Source organism: Sphingobacterium ginsenosidimutans (assembly GCF_039536865.1).
Taxonomy (GTDB): Bacteria; Bacteroidota; Bacteroidia; order Sphingobacteriales; family Sphingobacteriaceae; genus Sphingobacterium; species Sphingobacterium detergens.
This window is the reverse complement of record NZ_BAAAZK010000002.1, coordinates 486852-505921: the sequence shown is the minus strand read 5'-3', so window position 1 is coordinate 505921 and position 19070 is coordinate 486852. Positions and strand designations below refer to the sequence as shown.

Below are 19070 nucleotides of genomic sequence, written 5' to 3'. Positions count from 1 at the left end.
TTTGTTTTGTTAGATTTTAATCTTAAATTGCTTTTAGAATAGAATTACTAATCAAGTGGTCTTTGCAGATTAGCAAATGACACCATCAATAATCTAAACATATTTATCAGCAATGGATAATCACAATCATCCCAATTTAATATTAATACACCGTTTTTTTGAAGCTTATGCAAATAACAATGTCGATGACCTAGCGGATGTCTTCCATAGTGATGTTAAATGGCATATTCCTGGCGCACATCCTTTGAGCGGAACTAAAGTGGGCGTATCCGGAATTCTCGACTATCTAACTAAATTGGGAAAGTATAATTTTCAAGCCGAAGGAATAGTAATGGGTGTTAGTGATGATCATGTTATAGACTGTCATCGTAATTGGAGTAATGACGAAGATGGTGAAAGCCTAAATAATATGTCATGTTTACTTTGGAAAATCGAGGAAAATAAGATCAAAGAAGTCTTTAATTTTCCACAAGATCAGCATGTCGTGGATGCTTACTTTAATAGCAAATTCAACGGACAATAACAGTACGCAACTTTACAATATAAAAAATCAGTTATATGACTTAAATCATATAACTGATTTTTTAGCAGTATAAGCTTCGGCTTTTCAATAATGAATTTATCTATGTAAGAGCAAATTGTTCAATCCAGTTTTTAGTGCTCATTGCCTTTGTAAATCCACATAGGTTCAGTTTCTCCAGCTCTTTCAAAACCATTCTTTTTGTAGAAATTTACAGCTTTTCCGTCTGCTGTAAGCATCTGCATATGGAAATGGCCATAAATATCCTGCATTTTTTCAAGAATAAGCTGGCCTACTCCTTGTCCCTGATAGTCAGGAAGGACTAATAGATGTGGGTAATAAACAACGAGGTGTCCATCTGAAATTGCATTTCCTAGGCCTATCAATCTATCTTCTTTCCATGCGGAGATTAATGTATGTGAATTGATCAGTGCCCGATATAGTTCGTGCGGTTTGTCAGCCGCACTCCATCCATTGGCCCTGTATAAGGTTAAAATATCATCAATATTGATGTTTCGGGTATCTGAAATTGTTATGTTCATTCGTTAAACTCAGTCTTTGTATTTATATTTTGGCATCCCATGTCACTTTTACAGCTGATAAATGGGGGAGTTCGAGGCGTTGATCAGTGGTTGGAATGAATCCATTTTTTATATAAAATCCAAGTGGTGAGTGGTAAAAAGTTCCGTCTGTTTTTATTCCAAGATCATGATCTATGACCCATCCATTAAGCCGTTGTTCATTTTCTTTTAATTTATTCATTAATTCAGTTCCCAGACCTTTTCCATGTACGATTCTAGACAGTATAATCACAAACCAGCGCTCATTTCCGCGATCAAATTTGGTCGCCCAGCCAATAAGATAATTGTCGCTTCTGATAAGTATATGGTCTGGATACAATAGACTTTTTGTATACGCTTCGAAATCTGCTGTGGAAGTATAGGATAAATTAGCCGGATACTCTTGATTCCACAAATTCATGATAGCTATTATATCTTCTTTGCTTAGTATCGTCGAATCCAGAACTGTTAATGCTTTATCCATATATAGACAATTTATCAACAATATTTTGATTTTTGAAATATTGGTTCGAAAAGTTTGTCCTGTCGCCGATTTACCTCCCCATTTCCGCCATTCACCGAGTTTTCCTGTCCATTAGTCTAAAGCCCGTAGGTGAGGGGCGTATTGTGTTGTAGTTTTGAATCAACAAATAAGAACAACAGAACTAACACAATAGAATAAAGACATTATGAAAACACTAGTAAAAACATTCGCAGCAGTCGCTTTAATTGCATTATCTACTTTCGCTATGGCAACGGAAAAAATAGTCGGAAAAACAGAGAAAGCATCAGTTAATCTTTCCACAGCAGGCTTAGCCCTTGACCATTATGTTGCGGTGAAAACAAAGGGCGAATCAGCAGGAATTGAACAATTGTTTACGGAGGATTTCAGCCAAAATGTTCAATCTTCACAGGCAGCAACCAATAGCCGTAATGCTGTGGTCGATTTTTTCAAAAAACAAAAAGGAGAAAAGTTGAATTGTAACGTGAGCGCCCGGATCATCGAAAAATCAGCAGACTATATGATCGCAAAAGTAACCATGAAATTTGAAAATTTTACCATGACGGATCTTGTTACTTTGGTTCGCGAAGGCGACAGCTGGAAAGTATCCAAATCTATTAACTCGTATAAATAAGCAGGTCGTTTAAAATAAATATATATGTTGGAGAGCCACATCGCGAGATGTGGCTTTTTAGTCGACCTATATGCTCCATACGATATCCATTTTCTTGCTTAACATATTTATATAAGTTTATATTCCTACACAATTATCCAAATTAAAAAATGAAGATTTTAATGGTATTGCTTGTCTTGCTTTCGTTTCAGAAATCAGTTGCTCAATCCTATGAACAATTGATGGATCTGGCTGGTACACAAATTAAATTGGAAAAATACAAAGACGCTCTTCTGACTTTTCAAAAAGCCTTTAAAAAGCAAGATGATAAAGGAAAATATGATTATGCAAATGCGCTGCTGATTGCACTTCGCTGTGGTAAAACCGACTTGGCTATTGAATGGTTAAATGAAGGGGTTAAATTAGGCTTGGGCGATAACGAACAAGAGCTGTCCTATTTTAAAAATGATTCCCTATTTAAATCAATAATACATGACCTCACATACAAAAAAATCTTAGCGAAGATGGAAGCCCAGATTCAGCAAAAATATAAGCTAGACAAAATTTGGCAAGATGAAATTCTATCGAATGCGATCTCAGGTAAACAAGCTTCCTATCAAAATGCACGACAAGGTTTTGCGTTGTATCATATTAATCAAGGTGAACTTGAAATTCCATATCTTGTATTTGTTCCCAGGGGTTATCAGTGCGATACGCCAACAAGGACGCTTTTTTTCCTACATGGAGGGGTGAGTGCTCAAGAAGCATCGTTCACAGTAGACCCTCAGACACGGTTTGAACCTATATTTACAATTGCTGATAGCACCAATTCGATTGTTATATATCCCTTTCAAAAGGGAAATCCTGGATGGAAGAATTACGACAATTGCTCTGCAATTATTGCGACGATATTGGCTGAGGTTAAGCTCCGTTATTATATTAACACAAATACAATGTATTTGGGGGGATTATCAATGGGGGGAAATGTCAGTTATCGGTTTGCTCAGGAACAAAATACCCCGTTTCGAGCATTTTATACCATTTCAGCACGGCCGAAGATTGGTGATTTTGAATCCGAAAACGGAATTCCAGAACTCACACATCCTATCTACTCAATACATGCCAAAGACGATAGTCTTTATACCTATGACGACCTCATGAAAGTGTACCAACAAGTAGAGAAACAGACTAAAAATTGGGTGTTAAAATCCGTGGAAAGTGGAGGACATGGGTTTTTATATTTACCAACAGGTGAAAAATCAACTTTGGAATTTTTTAGGGTGATGTTCAATAAAGAAGAGGAATAATTACTCTTCTTGCCAGCATCAATTTTTTTATGACACTTAAATTTTTCTTTATGAACTTTCTAATGTACCGGTGAGTAACCGCACTCAATTAAATCATATTGATTTCGTATTAATTTGGCTTGTTATTGAATGCTAATTTAGCAAACAGTATTTTTAATTCGCTATTAATGTTCCGCGTTGACTCAAAATTTTTTGGTTATCTTTTTCTACATCCAGGGTAATATCAGGCGCATTTTTTTCGGCAATAATATTCCGATATATTTTGTAAGTATAGTTTCTGTTTGTGAATGTAATGACGTGATTCCCTCCGCTTCCGCCAAACTCCAATTCGCCATTATTAATTATAATATCAGGTTGCGCGTTTTCTTTGTTGCCAATCTTCCAAGAAGCATATCTGTACTTTCCGTTAGCAAGTTCATCTACTCTAATCAGATATTTTTCAGTTCTTATTGTATATACTGGATTTTTAAATAGTTTTAAAGAACTGTGTACGTAATCTTTTTGTTGTTGGATCAGTGTTTGTTTTAATTTTTTTTCAAAAGGGCTCTGATAGTTTATGGCGGTTATTTTCCCTTCATCACTATCTATCCATACAGCGCCGTTATCGAGCATGATTCCCCGCCACCCAACTTCCGACCATTGTTCAGTTTTTGAACCTGCAATCAGATTGAGGAGCCTCTGATCAAAAATCTCGTGAGACCGTTGCTTAAATTCTTTTGGATTTTTAATAGCTGGAATCGGGTTTTCTCGCTTCAAAGGGTAATTTATAATGGCTGAAATAGCGTCGAAGTTCTTTTGTTTGAAGAGTGAGATTATATTATTGATCTTGGCTTTTTTTGAAGCGTTAATTTCGATATCCTGTGCCTGGCCAAAGCCATAAGTCAGTAACATTACAATTAAAAAGCTAAATTTCATCTGTTGTTTTATTATGCTTTATGTATCACCTTTGAAATTACTAAATTATATTATTCATGATCAATTGAGTTTTCTTTCTGTATTTTATTTATTCCATAAATAATAATGTCTGAATTATCCTCATCAATTTTACCCACTACCAATTTAAAGCCGACTCGCTCCAAGAGTTTTTTGGACGCTATATTTTCGCGATGCGTATATGCTTCAATATATTCAAATCCTGCTTCATTGAAAGCATAATCTAGTATTGCCTTTACGGCTTCACTCATTAATCCTTTCCCTTGAAATTGAGGAAGCAACTCGTAGCCTATCACCGCATAATTTGTACTTCGGTCGATATTCCATAAGGTTATCGTTCCAATAAATTCACTGGGAGCTATGGTATTGATCGTGAAGTAAAAATTATTTTTTCTGACTAGCTCTATAAACTGCCTGATCTCTTCGAGATTTTTATTGACATCCCGCTCAATATATTTGGCAACTTGTGGATTGGTCCTAAGATAATACATGTTTTGGAGGTCGGACAGTTCGACAGGTTTCAATACTAGTTTGTCTGTTGAAATTTTAGTTCCCATAGCAAATCTGTTTATAATGAAATGACTCAATTTATGAATAAAAATTGTCATTTTATTAGTCAGTGGAGCATCTATTTTCCGCGTTCGATTTCAGCTTTGGTCAACAGCTGTAAGTACACTAAAAAGACTGCTTTTCCCATATTGTCAAAAAATTATAAGAGAAAAAGAATACTAGATTTCTGAAGTTGTTAAGCCATATTTCTCTTTGAATGATGAATAAAAATGACTTAGGTTTTCAAAACCAAGATCCAGATAGAAGGTTGTTGGTTTTTGCCGTTTGTGTTTGATCAAATAATACGCTTCTTCCAGACGTTTATTCTTGAGCCACAATTTGGGACTACAATTAAAGATCTGAGCAAAGTCACGCTTGAAAGAAGATATACTGCGTCCCGTAAGTTTAGCGAATGATTCTATCGGAACATTAAACATATAGTTGTTGTTCATAAATTCTTCCAAATCGATTTTATAGGTTTTAATGAAATCGAACAAAATATATTTTAAATCAGGGTTACTATCAAGCAAGAGCTCGATAGCCTCCCTGACTTTTATATCGGCAAGTCTAGGTGTTGCCTGTTTCGTTTTATTTATATAAGGAGCAAGCGAAATAAAATAACTGGTGAGGAACTCATTGGGCTCAAAAAATAATTTCTGCTTTCCTCGATATTGTGTATCTATCACAATTTTATTTTCAAAAGCGTAACGCTGCAAAGTTTCTTTGTCCAATGTTATCGCAATGAAATTATATTTTCCAGATTTTGAAGGATATTTTATGGTACGGATAAGCTGATTTTTTTTGACCAGAACGACCATGTTTTCATGGATAACTGTAAATCCCTGATCATGAAAAGCATGTGTTTCACCGCAGAGCTGAAATCCTAAAAAATGATCCGGATAAAATTCCTCGGATCCCCTATGTTTTTCAAATGCACAGGAATACACCAGCCTATCAAATATGATCTCGTGGGTTGCAGTCATGATACAAATATCATTAAATTAAAGGATTATCTGACTACCCGCGCTTGCAATTTCTTTATCCTGCTCAGGAGTACCTCCGGAGCAGCCAATTGCTCCAATAATGTTGTCTTTCGCATCTTTAATGACTATTCCTCCAGGTATTGTCAATAAACCATCATTGGAGTTGATCATGCCATAGGAATGGATATCAGCGCCAGCGATAATACTACCCATAGTGTCACTGTCTACACCAAACATGACCGCAGTTTTTGCTTTTTTTATTGCGAAGTCTATGACACCAAAGACACTGTCAAGTCTTGCTAAAGCCATTAAATGTCCGCCATTGTCTACTACTGCTATGCAGACAGAAATACCTATTTCGTTCGCTTTCACAATAGAAGCATTCAATAGTTGGGTTGCTTGATTATAATTTATATTCATCATATTGGTCCATTATTTTATGAAAAGAGCACAGCAAGGTAGCTGTGCCCATAGGATATTGTTTATTTAACTAACTTTTTGCAGTCCAGGCTTCGACCTGCAGCTGTTTTACAAAATCTTCGGTTTCCTTAGGATAAACATTTCTAAAATTAGAATTTTCGTCCAGCGCTACATCTACAATGCAATCTGCCATGCCTTGTGGATCCAATTGATTATTCAACGATTCAGCGATGCCATCAAATACAGCATGCGGTGTGAAATTGACTTCAGAATCATACCAGCGGAATATACTATCCACACCACGGTCATTGAATCCTGTACCATATACACCGGGATTACATGTGGCGATCTTAATGTTAAAGTCTGCTAGTTCAGTTTTTAATCCTTCTGCAATCGCTTCCATCGCGTGTTTTGAAGCGCAATAAGCCGCCACATAGGGCACTGTCCAAAGGCCACCCATTGAAGTTGTGAACACAATCTTGCCCGGCTTTTTCTGGGCAATAAATTTTTTGATAAATCCTTGTGCGAGCTCAAGACCTCCAAATACATTGACATCAAACATAGCACGGATTAAGTCCATTGGCTGTTCAGCAATTGGTCCACCTTCCATGATGCCAGCATTGCTGATCAGGATATCAATATCATATTTCTTGTGAATATAAGCTAGATCCCGAGGGTCGGTCACGTCTAATTTGTCAACAATAAGCTTGATTCCTTTTTCGGTGGCCTCACGTATTAAGTCGCTTACCTGTGGATAAACCTGTGCGGTTGCAATTACTTTGTAACCTTTGCTTGCCAGATCAAATGCAGCAATTTTTCCAAAACCGCTTGCGGCTCCTGTTATTAATATTGTTTTACTCATTTTTTTAATCTAAATGGTTTAGGCTAAATTACCTGAGTTTGCATGTTGAAAGTGTTTCTGTATGGTTCAATTTTATATTGTTAAATGGTTCAATCTTCTAATGCGAAAACGTATAGCTGTGAAGACGCGGCTAAATTCGGAGCGATCCTGAGATCCGGCTTTTTCTGTTTTTCGAGGGAGCAGGTAAGAGATTCTTTTCCAAATAATACTTATTTCATAGTTATATTATTCGTATTTGAAACAGACTTTATTCGCTTTTATCCGAACGAGGTCCGAGTAAAGGTCTTATGAAATCGCTAGATTATAGGAGCCAATTCATGCTTTGTTTCCTCGTTATTTTAAGACAAAGGACAATTTGCAAATTCCACGGGGAGGCAATTGCTGCGGCCTGCTCATTTTTTAATTTTCTTCTGAAATAAGCAAAACCGTTTTAGTTTTTTTATATTTGTTTTATTCAATCTTATGGATGTATCCGATAGCTAAGCTATCGATGTGTTGGAGTTTCAATTTTTCAGAATGCCAGCGCTCGTTTATTATCCGATTTTATGGTGATAATAAATGTATTGAATGAACCTAAGATGGATAGAGGATAACCAAATACGATAAAGCTATAGCATTTTTACTTTTCAACGAAGGGGATAGTTCTTGCTATTTTGTCATCACTATGAGAGAAAGGTCCAAGATTTGGTGACCCATTTTTTATATTTTCACCAGAGTGACAATGTATAAACCGAGATATGATCATATTGAAGAGAAGGAAAACCTGTTGGCCCTGCGTTCGGGCTGCCAAACAGCTTTTCGTCAAATTTATACCCTCTACAGTGGCCGAATCTATCTCAACATTCGTAAAATGGTGAAGTCCGAACAGGATGCTGCCGAGCTCTTACAGGAAGTTTTTATAAAAGTATGGGATAAGCGTGAGCTAATTGATCCCGAACAGTCTTTTCGATCCTATCTGTTTCAGATTGCTAAATACACCGTATATAACTTTATCCGTAAAAATACTCTGGAGAAACAGGTTCAAGCCTACCTTAGTCAACATAATACGCAATTGTACAGCCATGTAGAAGAACAATTAGACGAAAAACAGGACGAACAATGGCTCTCCCAGACGATTGAACAGCTTCCACCTCAACGCAGACTGATCTATAAGCTTTGTAAGATCGAAGGTAAAAGCTACGCAGAAGTAAGTACCTTATTAAGAATCTCGACTTCCACAATCAATGACCATATTGTAAAGGCTACCAAATATATCAAAGAAAGACACGGTGTTTTGGATAAATCCACGCTGCTAATAGCCTCTTTTATACTTCTTCAACATCATTGATCCCTATTATTTTCTTTAGGCTGAAAAAATATAAAATAAAATTGCAACGGGAGCAGATGATCGTTGCTTTTGAAGTGTATTAGCTAAAAAGAAGATAACCAATTGTGGAAAAAAAAATACTTCAATATACGTTAAGGCAGTATATATATGGAGAACTCAGTGAGGAAAATTCTCGCGCTTTTCTGACTTATATAAAATCGGGGGAAGACCGAATACTGCTGCAGGAACTGATCCAGGAAGTCTTGGATGATCCTGTAGATCAGGTCTTGCTTCAGGATCCCGAACTTCTGCTGGTACTGGATAACACCTGGGAGCAATTGCATCTTCAGATAAATAAACCAAAAACGAGATCATTGTGGTCCTGGAAACGTATTGCCGCTGTTGCTGCTACTGTCATTGGAATATCGTTTGCTGGTTGGTGGTTTTTTGATGGTGCTCGTAATCCCGCAAATCAACAGTCTGCACAAGAGTTGATATCGCCAGGAAAACAATCCGCGACCTTAACCCTGGCCAATGGCGATCAGATTCGCTTACAGGAGACCATGAATGGACAGATTGCAGATGAAATGGGCATCAAGATTTCTAAAAGTAATGATGGACAATTGATCTACGAAGTAGGGAAAAATGCGGGTGCTGGGTCTGGCAATCACATATTATCAACAACCAAAGGAGAAACCTATCGGATTAAGTTACCAGATGGTACACAGGTATGGCTCAATGCTGCTTCAGCCCTTAAGTATCCAATGCAGTTTGCCCACAAAGGGAAAAGGGAAGTGGAATTGGTAGGAGAAGCCTATTTTGAGGTAGCAAAGGATCCGAAACATCCCTTTATTGTCAATACATCCGGTCAACAGATCAAAGTACTGGGTACTCATTTTAATGTAAATAGCTACACTGATGAACCTGCATCGCGGACTACACTTTTGGAAGGGAGTGTCGAAGTATCTTCCAGCAACCAAAAACTGAAGTTACTTCCTGGACAACAATCTAGCCTTAACGCCAACGGAACGCTTAAATTACAGCAAGTAGATACAGCTCCAATAATTGCGTGGACCAATCACGAATTTATGTTTGATGAGGATGATATCGAAAGTGTAATGCGAAAAATAGCACGCTGGTATAATGTGGATGTAATCTATCAGGGAAAAAAAACAACAGAGAAGTTCGGCGGAGGGATATCCCGCTTTGATAACGTAAAGCAAGTCTTAAATCTGCTTGAAAATACGGGGGCAGTCCATTTCAGGATTGAAGGGAAAACCCTATATGTTCTTCCGTAATTGTTTAATAAATAATTGATTATAAATACCTAAAAAAGCAACTGATGAATAGAAATATACAAAACGAATAGTCACCACGGTGGGCTATAAGAAAGCAACCAAGATCCCGAAGGACTCGGTTGCTGTTTGGGACAATTAAATTTTAACTATCCAATCTGCATTATATTTCTGTTTTGGACGACTCGAATATACTGCAAATCAAACCTTGCAAATGTATCAAAATTATATCAGAAAAAAGGTGATAGCATATTTGCTATTCCGTAAACTATGGCTTATTATGCGATTGACGACCATAATTATCTTGGTTACTTTTATGCAGGTTAGCGCTTCGACTTTTGCACAAAAGGTAACATTGGAATACTCCAATATGAGCCTTAAAAGAATATTTAAGGACCTCAAGTCACAGACAGGGTACAATTTTCTCTATACAGAACGGCAAATGTCGGCGGCTAAACCTGTCAATATAAAAGTAAAAGACCGCATGTTGTCAGATGTGCTGGTTCAGCTTTTTGCAGATCAGCCGCTATCGTATCAGATGAACAGTAAGACAATCGTCATTCGGGACAAGCCCCGGTCTACAAGCATAAGCCCATCGGTACAGCATGCGACGGTGCCAGTTCAGGCAATGATCAAGGGACGGGTGACCAATGAGCGTGGTGAACCGCTTGCCAACGTTTCCGTTCGCGTAAAAGGAAATGAATCAGCTGGAACTTCCACTGCCGCTGATGGTAGTTTTACGATCAGTAATCTTTCTCCAAAATCCACGTTGATATTTTCCTCTGTCGGGTACGATCAGCAGCTTGTGGAGTTGGCCGCTATGCGTACAGAGGAATTGGGACAGTTACATGTGCTGATGAAAAGTAGCAATAGCCAGCTGGAAGAAGTTATCGTTATCGGATATGGTACCACGACACGGCAGCGCGTTGTCGGTGCCGTCGATCAGATCGGTGCAAAGACCTTTCAGGACCGACCGGTCGGCAACGTTACACAGGCCCTTCAGGGCGCTTCCCCAAGTTTGACCATTCAACAGAAAAGTATGGATCCAAACGATAATTCAATGAACATCAATATCCGGGGAATATCTACGGTAAATAGTAATGCCCCACTAGTAGTGATTGACGGAATTATTACCGAAGGTGGAACACTGAACAAGATCAATCCGGACGATATCGAAACAGTATCTGTACTCAAAGATGCAGGTTCCACAGCTATTTATGGCTCACGGTCAGCAAATGGTGTCATCTTGGTAACCACAAAAAGGGGACGCCAAAATCAGAAGCCCTCGGTGACAATTGGCACGCAATGGGGTGTGCAACAACCCAAAATCTTATTTTCCCCAGTCGCTGGCTATGAAAATGCGACCTTACGCAATCTTGCGCTCACCAACTCAGGAATGGATCCACAGTTTTCACCAGAAGCGATTGCTGATCTGTATGCACATCAGGATATCGAAAAATGGAATTTGCCGGAAATCATGAAAAATTCGTTTCAACAAAAATATAATATCAACGTCACGGGTGGTGGTGAAAAAAGCTCTTATTTATTTTCAGGAGGTTTTTATAATCAACCCAGCAATTTTGTTGGACAGGATTTTGGGATAAAACGCTATAATCTACGGACTAATCTCAGTACTGAGATCGGCCGTTTTAAACTGACCTCAATTTTAGCGTATACACGTAACAACAATATGAGCAATACAGCCGGAAGTGCCATCATCAATGCTTCTCGCCTCCCTTCTTATTATTATTATCGAATGCGGGCAGATAATGGAAAATATCTGGTCAATAACGCACTCACAGATCAAAATCCGCTGGCTGAACTTAATGAAGGTGGTTATATTAAAAATGATAATGATTATTTTAACATCAATCTGAATCTCGAGGCAAAACTGTTCGACGGTCTGAAGCTGCGCGGTATTTTTGGCGCAGATATCTATGCAGACCATCGTTTTATCCGAAGGATCCAAGTACCCTTGTATTCCGACCCTGAGGCATTGCTGCCACAGGTGTTCGTAAATTCAGATCGTAATACAGAAGATTTTAATGAAAAAGCTTCTTTGCTGAATTTTCAGTTATTGCTGGATTATGATAAGACCTTCGGGAGTCATCATGTTTCAGGTTTGATTGGTGCATCCAATGAGTCCTATACGCGTAGACAGAATGAACTTAAAATGAAGTTTACCGATCCAGTGCTGGGAACACCGACTACCGGAACAGTTATCGATCCCGCCAGTGCCCGTGTCACACCAAATGGAACTTTACAGAATAGTATCAACTCAATCTTCGGTCGTGCCGGGTATGACTTTGAAAGTAAGTATTTTGCCGAATTCAGCTTTCGCTACGATGGATCTTCCAAGTTTTCAAAAGCAAACCGCTGGGGATTCTTTCCTTCAGGATCACTTGGATGGCGAGCATCGGAAGAGCTTTTTATGAATTGGTATAAGGAGCATGTCGGTAGCCTCAAGGTTCGGTCCACCTATGGTGTACTGGGAAATCAGGCCGTGGATGATTATTCATATTATTTTACTTATGAATCCTATCCAAACAGCTATGGATTTAATAATAAGCCAGTAGCTGCCGCGGGATTTAATTATGCCAGTTTGGATTTGCGCTGGGAGAAAACCTATAATTTCAATGTTGGCCTTGATGCAACTTTCTTTCAGGATAAGCTGACAGCAAGCTTTGATTATTTTAAGAAGCGAACAGTAGATATTCTGATGTCACCACAGATCCCATCCGTGTTTGGGACCTCATTAAAAAACCAGAATTTGGGCGAAATGAACAATGAAGGCTGGGAGATCAACCTGACCTATCACACTAAAACAGGCGAGTTTCAGCATCAGATCAATGCCAATATAGGTGACAGTCACAATAAGATTGTCTCCATGCCAGGAGATGACCGGATTTCAACAGTAGATAATATTACCAAATTGACACGTGTCGGTCTGCCGTACAATTCCTATTATGGCTACAAAATGGCTGGACTCTTCCAGAATATTTCGGATATCGAGACCTCGGCCCTGCCAAGTGGTATCACTGCCGCGGACTTGCGCCCAGGAGATGTCAAATATGTGGATCGCAATAATGATGGAATGATCGATGCACGGGATAGATTTGTCCTGGGTAATGGTTTCCCACGATTTACATTCGGCCTGACCTATAACCTCAGTTATAAGGATTTTGATTTTAGCATGTTCTGGCAAGGTGTTGGTAAACGGGATATGATGATCCGCGGTGAACTGATTGAGCCCTTTCACCAGAATTATTCGTACGCTATTTATCAACATCAACTTGATTACTGGACGCCGACAAATATTGATGGGCAGTGGCCTCGACTTACAGCCAATGGATCTACAGCCTCAACAAACAACTTTGGGAAAGATTCTGATCTCTATCTTTTCAATGGGAAGTATGCACGTCTGAAAAATCTCCAAATAGGATATACACTACCAAAGAATGTCACATCCAAATTGGGGCTACAACGGGTACGCTTTTTTGTTAATGCCCAAAACTTACTCACATTGAGCAAAAACTCCTGGATAGACCCCGAATCTTCCGAATTTGACTCCAATATGGGAGGTTCAGCCAATAGTGCCCGCAATTATCCAACGTTGAAATATTATGGCGGCGGATTAAATATTCAATTCTAACCATTTATGTGATGAAACTATATAAATTACTTATAGGAGGCTTGAGTTTAATGGCTGTTGTTCATTTCACTTCCTGCAATAAGTTGGATACCTTGCCAACAGATAGATTTACGGATGAGAACTTTTGGGATTACCCAGAAAACGCAGAAAAAATGGTCAATATGGCTTATAATCAACTCTTCTCAGCCGACCGATTATGGAATGATGAAGCGCTAAGTGATAATATTTTTGAAGGGCGGTCAAATACCGACCAGCGCGCTATCCGCAATGGAACTGCTGACCCTACCTTGGGACGTTTTGCTTCGGAATGGTCCGATCTCTATGGCGGCATCAAGACCTGCCACGTCTATCTTGAAAATGTAGATCGTGTCCCCGGAATGGATGCTGTGCTCAAAAAACGCCGGATTGCGGAGGTACGATTTATCCGTGCATTCCTCTATTTTAGACTGGTCAATTTTTACGGCGATGTTCCTTTCTTTACCAAAGACATCTCCCTAGAGGAATCTAAAATCGTTCCAAGGACGGCCAAGGCAACCGTCATGGCATTTATCCATCAGGAATTGGATGAATGCATGGCTGATCTGCCCAGCAAAGATGTGTTGCCTGCCGATGATAAAGGTCGAATTACAAAAGGTGCGGCTTCAGCTTTTCAGGCACGGGCTTTTCTCTATGAGAGCAACTGGAACAAAGTATTGCAGTATTGTGAGAACTTGATCAAGAAACAAGGGGAATTTGGGACATATGCGCTTTTCGATAGCTATCCGGAATTGTTTACTGCAGCAAAAGAATACAATTCGGAGGTTATTCTCGATTACGGCTATGTACCACAGTTGAAAACCTGGAATAAACTCTATGATGCGGCTCCGATTTCTGCTCAGGCGCGACTGAACGGCTATGCCCCTTTGCAGAGCCTTGTTGACAACTATATCACCCTTGATGGAAATACCATAAGCGCGGATCCTAACTACAATAGTGATAATCCTTACATAAATCGAGACCCACGGATGGCGGCAACTATTGTTTTTCATGGCGGCCAATGGACTGACTTTGATGGGACAGTCCGTAAAATTTTTATCAAGCCAGGCTCCGGAGGAACAGATAAAGAGCGCTTGGACGAATATCAGGGAGCGAGCGCCAATGCTTCTGCAACTGGCTATTATGTGAAGAAATATTACGATGTGACAGCAACGGTAAAATACGATGCCGGGCTCAATATTATTATGTTCAGATATGCTGATATCTTACTGATGTATGCCGAAGCGAAAGAGGCGCTAGGGCAACTCGATGCCGCAATTTGGGATATGACAATCAAACCTATCCGCAAAAGAGCTGGCTTTGTGGCGGGCAAAGCGCTGGACTTTCCTATGACCGGTGATCTGAAAACGATCGTACGAAATGAACGAAGAAGCGAACTCGCTTTGGAGGGACTACGTTACTATGATATTGTACGTTGGAAAGCAGGTAAAACCTTTCTGGATGGACAGGTAACTGGTGCAAAATATGGTGGTAACAATAGCTATATCAAATTGGATATTAGACGATTTGACGAGAGCAGAGATTATCTATGGTCAGTGCCAAGGACACAGATTGACCTGAATAAAAACCTATTGCCCAATAATCAAGGCTATTCAAACTAAAATTTAATCGAAACAAACCGTTGCAAACGATAGCGTGGACAACGTCCGTTTTGAACTACAAAATTAAAGATAAAGACATGAAATGGTATTTTAAAGTTATAGCAATGCTCGCATTGGTTGCGAACATCGTTTCCTGCAAAAAAGACGATATGAAATACTCGGATGCGGATGTATCCGCTGTGGAGAATTTATATGCACCGACAGATGGTAAGGCCGTTAAATTATTGAGTTCGAGTTCTGCGGCTCTGTATTTTGAATGGGAATCTGCACTGGTCGCCGATGGGGGAGCTGCCCAATATGAAGTTGTTTTTGATAAGCTAAATGGCGATTTCAGCAAGCCGCTATATACCGTTACTTCCGACAATAATGGGAATTCAAATGGCGCAAATATCAGTCACAAAATATTGAATCAGGTGGCTGCCAAAGCTGGGATAGAACCCGGCGCAAGTGGTGACATCAGTTGGTCCGTGTATTCCATACGAGGCATGAAACGCGTGCTGAGTAAAGTGAAAAAAAATCTGAACATCAAAACGCTGGAAGGGTTTGCAGATATTCCGGACGAATTGTTTATCACCGGTGAAGGTGCTGAGAACGGTACAACCATTGCTCAAGCAATACCGTTTAAGCTTGTTGGTAATGGTGAATATGAGATTTTTACAAAATTGGAAGCCGGTAAAAAATATATCTTTACAGATCGTAAATCGGCAGATGGTCGTGTATTCTATTCCGAAGATCAAACCAAGATAAAAGAAGCAGAGACCGGCAGCAATACCGTTGCCAAGACTGCGGTGTATCGAATTCGAATAGATTTCAACGTTTCGACGATTACCTATTCTGAAATCAAAAGCATGGGCGTTTATTTCTCACCTTCAGGTGCGGTGGTACTGGATCTCCCTTATCAAGGCAAGGGTATCTGGTCGGCAACAGGTGTCATCAACTTTAAACAGGAAAGCTGGGGGCGCGACCAACGCTATAAGTTCCAGATGGAAACGGTCAAGGCAGGAAAGGCAGAGACTGTGCAATTGGGAACCCAGACAGGGACCGATAGCCCACCAAACAGTTCTTCAGCCCCATCGTATTACTTTGTCCGTATATTACCTAATCTTTCGCAATGGGATGACAAATGGAAATTTGTGGATGCAGTAGATGGGCGTCCGACCAAAATCTCCATGATCTTACAAGGGGACAAAGATTATACACATGCAGTAGTTCCAAATTAAAAAGAGGAAATGATGAAGAAAATAGTGATAATCTCATCCATGCTGTTTTTACTGTTTGGGTGCACAAAAGTCGAGGATACATATCTATACGACGATACGATTCGGGAATCTTGGACAGAGGTCGCTACGCAGGTGTCCGACAAAATGATCTCTGGTTTCTGGAATGAAGCTGGATATTTTAACAACGCCATCAACCAATCGGATCAGGGCTTTCAATATTGGCCCAATGCCCACGCGATGGACGTGGTTATTGATGCCTATCAACGGACGAAGGACGCTAAATACAGCGCCTATTTCAGTAAGTGGTTTGAGGGTGTCAAGGTTAAAAATGGCAACACTTACTATAATGTATTCTATGATGATATGGAGTGGAATGCCTTGACTATGCTGCGACTATACGAGACGACTAAGGAGCAAAAATATCTCGATGCGGTACTACTGTTATGGACTGATATTTTGAAAGCCTGGAATGAACAATATGCTGGCGGTGGATTGGCCTGGCGCAAGGATATGTTATACAGCAAGAATGCCTGTTCTAATGGACCTGCTAGCATTCTTGCGGCTAGACTTTATAATCTAACAAAAAATGAAAACTACCTGACCTGGGCCAAAAAAATCTATGAATGGCAGAAGGCAACCTTATATAATCCATCTTCGGGTGCTGTGTACGATAATATCAATGGAGAGACAGATGCGGTTGATGTAACCACGTTGACCTATAATCAGGGAACTTTTCTTGGTACGGCTGTGGAGCTTTTTAAGATTACCAAAGATCAGATCTATCTGGTCGATGCGCAAAAAATTAGCTATTACACCATTACCCGCTGTATAGATGTGGGGAATAATATTTTGCGCGATGAAGGTAATGGTGACGGTGCGCTGTTTAAGGGTATATTCATCCGGTATTTTGTTGAATATTTGAACCTGGAGGGAATCGATGCAGATTATCGCGCAAAGTTTGAGAAGTTTTTGGTTAACAACGGTAAAATTGCCTGGACCAAAGGAACCAGCTTACCAACGCTATTATTTGGCTCTTCCTGGTCTCAGCCGCCGATTGGTAATAGCGAAATTTCAGCCTACGCCAGTGCTGCCATGCTGTTTGAAGGGCTGGCACGCTATCAGATAAGGTCAAAATAACAGATTGGATACCTCGGAGCCATTAGATGAACATTAGTTCCTGATGGCTTCATTAAACTAATAGATGCAAATGAAACAAATAAACCAGATAACGACGACATTACTTCTGACAGGATTATGCTATTTGACGACGCAGGCGCAAGTTAAAAAAGATCAATTCTCCGAACGTGCGCAAAAGACCCTAGATGTGGTCTATAACAAATATGGGGGCGCTGAAAATAAATTATTGATCGAAAAATATCCTTTTGATGAAAATTTTAAAGCAGATTATCTGAATAATAACGAACAATCAGGGCAGCGGAAAAAATACGCTTATCTCTGGCCTTTCTCGGGCAGTTTCTCTGCCGTAAATGCATTGATGGAACTGTCAAAGGATAAAGCTAAGCATCAGAAAGTATTGGATCAAAAGGTACTGGTAGGACTCCGTGAATACAGAGATGAACAGCGTGTACCTGTAGGTTATGCCTCTTATATCAATTCCGCACCGGCATCAGACCGTTTTTACGATGACAATATATGGTTGGGTATTGATTTTACCGATAGCTATATCCAGACCAAAAAAGCTGATTACCTCAAAAATGCAAAAGAAATATGGGCTTTTGTGAAGAGTGGTGAAGATAACAAGCTTGGCGGTGGTATTTATTGGTGTGAGCAAAAAAAGGAATCTAAAAATGCCTGTTCGAATGCTCCAGCAGCTGTGTTTGCCCTAAAACTGTTTGAAGCAACCAAGGAGAAGAATTATCTAAATGAAGGTCGACGGCTATATGAATGGACAAAAGCAGGTTTGCGAGATCCAGATGACAAGCTGTATTGGGATAATATACATCTAAATGGTAAGGTAGATAAAGCCAAATATTCCTATAATTCGGGCCAGATGTTGCAGGCTGCGGCCTTGCTTTATAAACTGACGAAGGAAAAAAAGTATCTGATGGATGCACAGCAGCTGGCTGAAGCTTGTTTAAGCTATTTTTTTCAGACCAGAGACGGAATTGATTTTCCAATCTTAAAAAACAGTAATGTCTGGTTCCATGCTGTGATGATGCGGGGATATATCAGTTTGTTCGAACAGGATGGGAATAGAAAATACATGGACATTTTTGCGAAAAATCTTGATCTGGCATGGGATAAAATGCGCGATCAAGATGGGCTGTTTGATGCTGATTGGACATTGGAGAAACCTAAAAAATCCAAGTGGTTGTTGGATCAATGTGCTTTTGTGGAGATGTACGGCCGCTTAGCAAAATTCGGGTATTAGTAGTTTCTAAACAAAACAAATCATTAGGGCTGATCACAGATTGATCATAAGCTTATTTTGGGCCACATCGTGAGATGTGGCTTTTTTGTGCGTGTTAAGATTAGTTGTTATGGTTTTTATGAAAATGAAAGAATGTTATTTTATGGTTTTGATTATTAAGGTGATAGATTTTGTTTCAAGAGAATAGGAAAATATATGAATCTTAAGGGGCGGTTCAACGATATCCATTAAATTAATCAATTATGAATTCAGAGGTTTTAAAATTGAAAAGACAAGTTAGGTTATTGATAGGAGCATGCTTAGTCCTTTTTCTAGAAGT

At 39.4% G+C, this 19070-nt stretch carries 17 protein-coding genes; 10 read left to right on the top strand and 7 right to left on the bottom strand.

What is annotated here, in order from left to right:
- The first annotated feature begins 112 nt into the window (after positions 1-112).
- Positions 113-523, top strand: coding sequence for a nuclear transport factor 2 family protein (locus ABFX33_RS01950; RefSeq protein ID WP_346083963.1), 411 nt, complete (start codon positions 113-115; stop codon positions 521-523).
- Between the two features lie 131 nt (positions 524-654).
- Here the strand turns inward: ABFX33_RS01950 and ABFX33_RS01945 are convergent, their stop codons facing one another.
- Together ABFX33_RS01945 and ABFX33_RS01940 are read right to left on the bottom strand one after the other, a co-directional pair.
- Positions 655-1062, bottom strand: coding sequence for a GNAT family N-acetyltransferase (locus tag ABFX33_RS01945; protein WP_257092852.1), 408 nt, complete (start codon positions 1060-1062; stop codon positions 655-657).
- Between the two features lie 22 nt (positions 1063-1084).
- The gene (locus ABFX33_RS01940) at positions 1085-1564 is read right to left on the bottom strand and encodes a GNAT family protein (RefSeq protein ID WP_346083962.1); all 480 of its coding nucleotides are present in this window, start codon (positions 1562-1564) and stop codon (positions 1085-1087) included.
- Positions 1565-1769: 205 nt separating this feature from the next.
- Between ABFX33_RS01940 and ABFX33_RS01935 the strand changes: the two genes are divergently transcribed.
- Both ABFX33_RS01935 and ABFX33_RS01930 read left to right on the top strand, forming a co-directional pair.
- Positions 1770-2216: a nuclear transport factor 2 family protein gene (locus tag ABFX33_RS01935; RefSeq protein WP_346083960.1), complete on the top strand. Its 447-nt coding sequence runs from the start codon at positions 1770-1772 to the stop codon at positions 2214-2216.
- A 149-nt stretch (positions 2217-2365) separates the two neighbouring features.
- Entirely contained in the window at positions 2366-3502 is a 1137-nt protein-coding gene (locus ABFX33_RS01930) for an alpha/beta hydrolase (RefSeq protein ID WP_346083959.1), read from the top strand.
- Positions 3503-3655: 153 nt separating this feature from the next.
- On the opposite strand, the gene ABFX33_RS01925 is transcribed toward ABFX33_RS01930, so the two are convergent.
- The 5 genes from ABFX33_RS01925 to ABFX33_RS01905 form a co-directional block, all read right to left on the bottom strand.
- Entirely contained in the window at positions 3656-4417 is a 762-nt protein-coding gene (locus ABFX33_RS01925) for a hypothetical protein (RefSeq protein ID WP_346083957.1), read from the bottom strand.
- Between the two features lie 50 nt (positions 4418-4467).
- Positions 4468-4992, bottom strand: a complete 525-nt coding sequence (locus ABFX33_RS01920; RefSeq protein WP_346083956.1) for a GNAT family N-acetyltransferase — start codon at positions 4990-4992, stop codon at positions 4468-4470.
- A 171-nt stretch (positions 4993-5163) separates the two neighbouring features.
- Positions 5164-5967 (bottom strand): helix-turn-helix domain-containing protein, encoded by an 804-nt coding sequence (locus ABFX33_RS01915; RefSeq protein WP_346083954.1) that lies wholly within the window; start codon positions 5965-5967, stop codon positions 5164-5166.
- An 18-nt stretch (positions 5968-5985) separates the two neighbouring features.
- Complete coding sequence (locus ABFX33_RS01910; protein WP_208642553.1) at positions 5986-6390, bottom strand: GlcG/HbpS family heme-binding protein; 405 nt, start codon at positions 6388-6390, stop codon at positions 5986-5988.
- Between the two features lie 67 nt (positions 6391-6457).
- Positions 6458-7249: an SDR family oxidoreductase gene (locus tag ABFX33_RS01905; RefSeq protein WP_257092832.1), complete on the bottom strand. Its 792-nt coding sequence runs from the start codon at positions 7247-7249 to the stop codon at positions 6458-6460.
- A 721-nt stretch (positions 7250-7970) separates the two neighbouring features.
- On the opposite strand from ABFX33_RS01905, the gene ABFX33_RS01900 reads away from it, so the two are divergent.
- The 7 genes from ABFX33_RS01900 (at position 7971) to ABFX33_RS01870 (ending at position 18751) form a co-directional block, all read left to right on the top strand.
- On the top strand, positions 7971-8576 hold the full coding sequence (locus ABFX33_RS01900) for an RNA polymerase sigma factor (protein WP_257092830.1): 606 nt from the start codon (positions 7971-7973) through the stop codon (positions 8574-8576).
- Between the two features lie 104 nt (positions 8577-8680).
- On the top strand, positions 8681-9853 hold the full coding sequence (locus tag ABFX33_RS01895) for a FecR family protein (protein WP_346083952.1): 1173 nt from the start codon (positions 8681-8683) through the stop codon (positions 9851-9853).
- 238 nt (positions 9854-10091) lie between these two features.
- Complete coding sequence (locus ABFX33_RS01890; RefSeq protein ID WP_346083950.1) at positions 10092-13502, top strand: TonB-dependent receptor; 3411 nt, start codon at positions 10092-10094, stop codon at positions 13500-13502.
- 11 nt (positions 13503-13513) lie between these two features.
- Positions 13514-15139: a RagB/SusD family nutrient uptake outer membrane protein gene (locus tag ABFX33_RS01885; RefSeq protein WP_346083949.1), complete on the top strand. Its 1626-nt coding sequence runs from the start codon at positions 13514-13516 to the stop codon at positions 15137-15139.
- Positions 15140-15216: 77 nt separating this feature from the next.
- On the top strand, positions 15217-16359 hold the full coding sequence (locus tag ABFX33_RS01880; protein ID WP_346083947.1) for a SusE domain-containing protein: 1143 nt from the start codon (positions 15217-15219) through the stop codon (positions 16357-16359).
- Between the two features lie 9 nt (positions 16360-16368).
- Positions 16369-17496 (top strand): glycoside hydrolase family 76 protein, encoded by a 1128-nt coding sequence (locus tag ABFX33_RS01875; protein WP_346083946.1) that lies wholly within the window; start codon positions 16369-16371, stop codon positions 17494-17496.
- Positions 17497-17566: 70 nt separating this feature from the next.
- Positions 17567-18751: a glycoside hydrolase family 76 protein gene (locus ABFX33_RS01870; protein ID WP_346083944.1), complete on the top strand. Its 1185-nt coding sequence runs from the start codon at positions 17567-17569 to the stop codon at positions 18749-18751.
- Positions 18752-19070 lie beyond the last annotated feature (319 nt).